Source organism: Streptomyces shenzhenensis (assembly GCF_021462265.1).
GTDB classification, from domain to species: Bacteria; Actinomycetota; Actinomycetes; order Streptomycetales; family Streptomycetaceae; genus Streptomyces; species Streptomyces shenzhenensis.
The window spans coordinates 1-5,015 of sequence record NZ_JAJONF010000114.1 but is presented as its reverse complement, the minus strand read 5'-3'; the positions used below and the strand labels follow the sequence as shown (position 1 = coordinate 5,015).

Below are 5,015 nucleotides of genomic sequence, written 5' to 3'. Positions count from 1 at the left end.
AGGGGCTAATCTCCGCCAAGCCCTTCTCCAGTGTCACATCGGGCGAGTAGCCCAGTTCGGTCCTCGCAGCGGTGATGTCGTAGGAACGGTCCCGGCCGGTGAAGCTCACGAGCCAGTTCGTCAGCGGGGGGGCGGACTTCAGGCGAAGCAGGCGCGCCGTGCGGTCCATCATTGCCGCCGTGGGCGCCGCTATCGCCAGGGGGACGCTGCGACTGTTGGACAGGTCCACGCCGCGGGTGGCCAGCAAGGGGGTCAGGAAGTCGCGGATGGGCATCGGGGTGCCGTCGGTCACGTAGTAGGCGCCTCCGCGGCGGCCGCGTGTGAGCCCGAGGAGCACGGCGCCGACCAGGTTCCCGACATGCACGAAGTCGACGATGTGCTTGCCGTGGTCGATCCAGGCGAACCGTCCGGCCCTGGCGACCTCGGCCATCTCGTCGATCGTCGTCATCCCGCGGCCCCAGATGAACGGCGGGCGGAGTATCACCAGTTCGGTGCTCCCACTGTGCGCGTCCCGGAGGGCGCGCTCGGTGGCCAGCTTGACGCGGCTGTAGGCGATGTTCGGGCGGCCCTCCGGTGTCGACTCGTCGACGATAGGACGGCGCTGGCTGCCTGTGGAGACCGATGCGGCACTGATGAGTACGAAGCGTCGCACCCCGGCCGCGACGCTCGCGGCGTGCAGGGCGATAGTCGGGATCTGGTTGGCCTGTTCGAAGAGCGCGTCGGGCCCCCAAAACTCCATGTGAGCCGCGACGTGCACGACCGCGTCGGCCCCCTGTAGCTCGGCGAGCCAGCTCGGTGCCGGAGAGGCGTTCTGCCGGAGGCTGGCGAGATCCCCGGAAATGGGCTGGGCGCCGGCCGCACGTACGCGCTGAATACTGGCTCCCGACCTGGCGAGTGCCGTGACGTCGTGCCCTTCGGCGACAAGGCGATGGACGAGAGCGTTGCCGACGAAACCGCTGCCGCCGGTGACGAAGATCTTCATGGTTCCACTCCGCACGGTTGGGCGCGCACTCTCCGTACGCGCGATGTCGGTCGCTACGCCGGGTGCGCGCGAGCATGACCGTCCGCCCTAATGTATCGGCGTCTAATAGTTAGATGCCAATACATCTAGGTCTATGAAACCTTCCGTATGATGGAGGCGTCAAGGAGGAGGTGGGCGGTGCCCCAGGGCGGGAAGCTCACGGCCGCACAGGTCGCCGACGAGTTCAGCCGCACGGCGAAGCTTCTCGTGCGTCACTTCAACGAGCGTCTCGGCGAGCACGGGGTGTCCACACCGAGGTCCCGCCTGGTGGTGGAAGTGGCACGGTCGCAGCCCATCCGTCTCACCGAGCTGGCGCTCGCGGTCGGCATCGCCCAGGGGACCGCGTCCAGCCTGGTCGAGGCACTCGTCCGCGACGGACTGCTCGAGCGGCATGCCAGCGCGGACGACCGCCGTTCCGTCCTTCTCCGGGTTACAGCGGAAGGGGCGGCACTGGCCGAAGAGTGGACGGCCGGTTACGAAGCGGCGGCAGAGGAGCTGTTCGAACCGCTCACCGGTCAGCAACTTTCGACGCTGGTCGAGATCCTCCGCATCCTCAGCGCCGCCGACCCGCTGCCCACCGACGGTGGCTGACGGACCGGGCGAGGCCGCACGGCGGCTGCCGTGCAGTTCCCCTGCCATCGTTTCGTAGCGTCACGGTCCCGCCTGTTCCTCGTTGAGGGCTCCCGGGGCCAGGGTCGGTTCAGGCCGGGTGAGTTCGTTGCGCGTCGAGGAGTGCAGACGGCCAGGGCATTGTCTGCGCTACACAAGCCCCTTCGGCGCCGAACGCGGCAGCCCACCGGCACACCCTGGTCCGGGGCTCCGTCGTTCTCGCAGTCGGCTCGACAGAGCCGGTATGGGCCTGATATCCCAACTCAGCCGTGATGGTGATGGATCGGCAGTACACGCGCAGGCACAGCTTCCGGTGATCATGGAGTGTCGAGTTCGCTGATCAGCACAACGGAAGACCGTGCCTGCTGCGTCATCATCACCCATCCCTGCCGGGCTGGGCCAACTCGCTGGATCCGATCCGGCCCGCCCCGACGAACTACCCGACCTGCTGGCCCGACTGTCCCGCCTGCCCGACCCGCGCCGCCGGCGGGGCCGACGTCACCCGTTGTCATACGTCCTGGCCCTGGCCGCCTGCGGAGTCCTGGCCGGAGCGAAGTCCCTCACCGCGATCGCCGAGTGGGCCGCCGACGCCTCTGACCGGGTCCTTCTCCCCTGCGGGGCCACACTGCGCGATCCGGACTGGCCCTACCGGGCGCCCAGCGAGGCGACCGTGCGCCGGGTACTGCAGCGCATCGACGGCGACGCACTCGACGCAGCGATCGGCGGCTGGCTCACCGCTCGAGCGGACGCCTTCCGTACCGCCGACCGAAACAAATGCCCCCCGGGTGCGGGCAGCGGTCGCGGTGGACGGCAAATCCCTGCGTGGTGCCACCCGTGCCGACGGGAGCTGTGTCCACCTGCTCTCCGTGCTACGCGGCGACGGCATTGTGCTCGCCCAGCGCGAGGTCGACGCCAAGAGTAATGAGATCACCGCATTCCGGCCGCTACTGGACCCGCTGGACCCAACCGGTGCGGTGGTGACCTTCGACGCGCTGCTGACCCAGACCGACCACGCGAAGCTCCTGGTCGAGGAGAAGAACACTACATCGCCGTGCTCCACCCGAGCCTGCACGCACTGGTGAAGGGCCTTCCCTGGAAGGAGGTGCCGCTGATGGACCGCACCCGCACCGCTGCCCACGGCCGCGACGAGATCCGCCGTCTGAAGGCCGTCACCGTGCCGCGACTGCCGTTCCCGCACGCCGGCCAGGCGCTGCAGATCGTCCGCCGACGGCGCACCATGCGCACTGGGAAGGTGTCGATCGAACGCGTCTACGCGGTCACCAGCCTGATGGCTCACCAGACGACAGCCGCTGACCTGGCGGAACGCGTACGCGGACACTGGGCAATCGAGAATCGTGAGCACCACGTCAGGGACGTGACGTTCGGGGAGGACGTCTTCCGGGTGCGGACCGGCAGCGCACCGCGGGCGATGGCCTCTCTGCGGAATCTGGCCATCGGCACACTCCGCCTGGCCGGACGGGGCAGCATCGCCGAGAGCCTGCGCCATCACGGGCGGGACATGGCTCGGCCGTCGGCGACTCTCGGACTCACGTGATCATTTCCGGCCGATCGTGAGAACGACGGAGCCCTGATTGTCCCGCGGTGCAGACTGCCTCCGGACGTGGCAGAGGCGATCCACGAAAGGGAACATGTGCCAGCCCCAGATGGCTTCGACACGATCATGCCAAAGACTCTCGCGGGCGCGAGCACCGACCGCCTCATGCATCACGCTCACCTCGTGACCACCACCGGTGACTCGCATCGCCTCGCCGAGGCCCTCGCCGGGAAGGGAGTGGTCCCCTTGAACTGACCCTCACCCCGGGAACACCACTGGCCACACGCCTGGCTTTCTGATGGCCATCAGCCTGGGCCTCCAACGGCCACCCACCTGGGGATCTCAATGACCGTTGACAGCGCTCAGAAGTCGGAGCCCAGCAGGGCGAGAGGACGACGTTCGAGCTGCGCGAAACGCACCTTTTCGCACAGCCAGGTCGCAACGTCACCTTGCCGTTCGAGGCAGGAGAACGAGTTCGCGGAGTCCGCCCAGGATGATCCCTCGCTGGTTCAGTGCGCGTTCGCATCCTTTGATGTCTGGCCCGGTGAAGCCAGATGCAGAGATGAACACATCGCGTTGGTCTCGACGGGCTCACCCCACCACTTGATCTCCACGAGGTACGCGGATCCGTCGACTTCGAGGGCGCCGTCGATCTGTTCCACGGGATGCCCCTCCTCGCTACGCAGCGTGAAGGATTCCCTGATCAAGATGCCATCGGTCGCGAACTGGTGAACAGATCGTTGAGTCGGTCTCGGAGTGCTTGAAACCTTGCCGTCTGTCGAGAGAGGTGCTCAAGCTCGATTGTGCGTGCTCTGATGCGAGCTGCTCGTTCTTCATCATGCGCCTTGCTCATCCGCGTGAACGTCAAGTACGGCGCCCGCGCCCCGCCGGGTGGCCGGCGACGCCGAGAACGGCCGCGACCTGCTGGTCGTTGAGACGCTGTGCACGCGGTGGGAGGCTTCTGCGGTGCCGCCGGGCGGCAAGGTGGTGTGGGGTCGACTGGCGCTCGCCGGGCCGGTCAGCCTGGCAGGTCGGTCGGTTGATCGCGCAGCTGGTTGAGGATGGACTGAATTTCCGTGCAGTTCTCGTCGTCTTGGCCCCAGTAGTTCTCAGCAAGGGTGAGTGCCTCCACATACTCGCGGACAGCCTGGGGGAGACGTCCGAGGTCGGCCAACGAGTCGGCCAGCACGCGTCGGCTGCGGTAGTGCCAGTACCGGCGCGCCCCCCGGGTCCTGATGCCCTCCACGAACTTTCGGAAGGCCATGGCCTCGCTGACGGCTTCCTCTCTGCGCCCGCCGCTGCGAAGCACGCCTATCAGGCGGTTCCAGGAGGAGACCACCGTGTACTCGTCACCGCGCAGGTTGCGGTGGCGTTCGATGATCCCTCGCAGTTCGGCTGCCATACCGTCGAGGTCATCCTTCGCGGCGAGTTGTGACAACCGCAGGTGGGCGCGTACGTACTGCATGGTTCTGTGATGTGCCACCCGTGGACCGCGATGCGCCAGGAACTCGGTAGCCAGGCGTTCTTGCAGCAGTGCGTGCCTGAACTGGTAGGTGCCGCCGGTCTGGCGTAGTACGCCCCGGCGGCAGGCGTCGTCGAGGAAGGCCATGCACCGCCACGGTGACGGAAGCCAGCGCGCGAGGGCAAATCCGGTGCGCCGGATCAGCCAGGATCCGTAGGAGCTGAGGCAGACAGCGATGACAAGGGAGAAAGCGAACAGGCCAGGGATCGCGAGGAGCCAGTGGCTGTGGCCCGTAAGAACCCACACCGGACCGCAGATCAGGCTGAGAACGCCGCCGTAATAGAGGCTCGTCGCGAGCGCGGCCCGCC

General features: G+C 67.3%; 7 protein-coding genes and 1 pseudogene. 5 read left to right on the top strand and 3 right to left on the bottom strand.

Features of this window, described 5'->3' with window-relative positions:
- Window positions 1-982, bottom strand: a 982-nt coding sequence (locus LQ326_RS46805) for an NAD-dependent epimerase/dehydratase family protein (RefSeq protein ID WP_234545311.1), incomplete at its 3' end; no start/stop codon positions are given.
- A gap of 177 nt (window positions 983-1,159) precedes the next feature.
- On the opposite strand from LQ326_RS46805, the gene LQ326_RS46800 reads away from it, so the two are divergent.
- The 5 genes from LQ326_RS46800 to LQ326_RS46780 all read left to right on the top strand — a co-directional run bounded on the left by LQ326_RS46800 (window position 1,160) and on the right by LQ326_RS46780 (window position 3,440).
- Window positions 1,160-1,612, top strand: coding sequence for a MarR family winged helix-turn-helix transcriptional regulator (locus LQ326_RS46800; RefSeq protein WP_234545310.1), 453 nt, complete (start codon window positions 1,160-1,162; stop codon window positions 1,610-1,612).
- Window positions 1,613-1,988: 376 nt separating this feature from the next.
- Entirely contained in the window at window positions 1,989-2,552 is a 564-nt protein-coding gene (locus LQ326_RS46795; RefSeq protein ID WP_234545309.1) for a transposase family protein, read from the top strand.
- A complete protein-coding gene (locus tag LQ326_RS46790) occupies window positions 2,434-2,712 on the top strand; it encodes a hypothetical protein (protein ID WP_234545312.1) in 279 nt (92 codons plus the stop codon). Before LQ326_RS46795 ends, LQ326_RS46790 begins: the two co-directional genes overlap by 119 nt.
- A complete protein-coding gene (locus tag LQ326_RS46785; protein ID WP_234545308.1) occupies window positions 2,682-3,185 on the top strand; it encodes an ISAs1 family transposase in 504 nt (167 codons plus the stop codon). Before LQ326_RS46790 ends, LQ326_RS46785 begins: the two co-directional genes overlap by 31 nt.
- Window positions 3,186-3,311: 126 nt before the next feature.
- Window positions 3,312-3,440, top strand: coding sequence for a hypothetical protein (locus LQ326_RS46780; RefSeq protein ID WP_308402178.1), 129 nt, complete (start codon window positions 3,312-3,314; stop codon window positions 3,438-3,440).
- Between the two features lie 254 nt (window positions 3,441-3,694).
- Here LQ326_RS46780 and LQ326_RS46775 read toward each other — a convergent pair whose 3' ends face one another.
- Window positions 3,695-3,847: a hypothetical protein gene (locus LQ326_RS46775; RefSeq protein ID WP_234545307.1), complete on the bottom strand. Its 153-nt coding sequence runs from the start codon at window positions 3,845-3,847 to the stop codon at window positions 3,695-3,697.
- Window positions 3,848-4,203: 356 nt separating this feature from the next.
- A pseudogene (locus tag LQ326_RS46770) lies at window positions 4,204-5,015 on the bottom strand (hypothetical protein); the annotation flags it as partial.

What these genes read in the sequence shown, in the direction of transcription:
- LQ326_RS46780 (WP_308402178.1), top strand. Translation starts at nt 3,312, where the DNA reads ATGCCAAAGACTCTCGCGGGCGCGAGCACCGACCGCCTCATGCATCAC.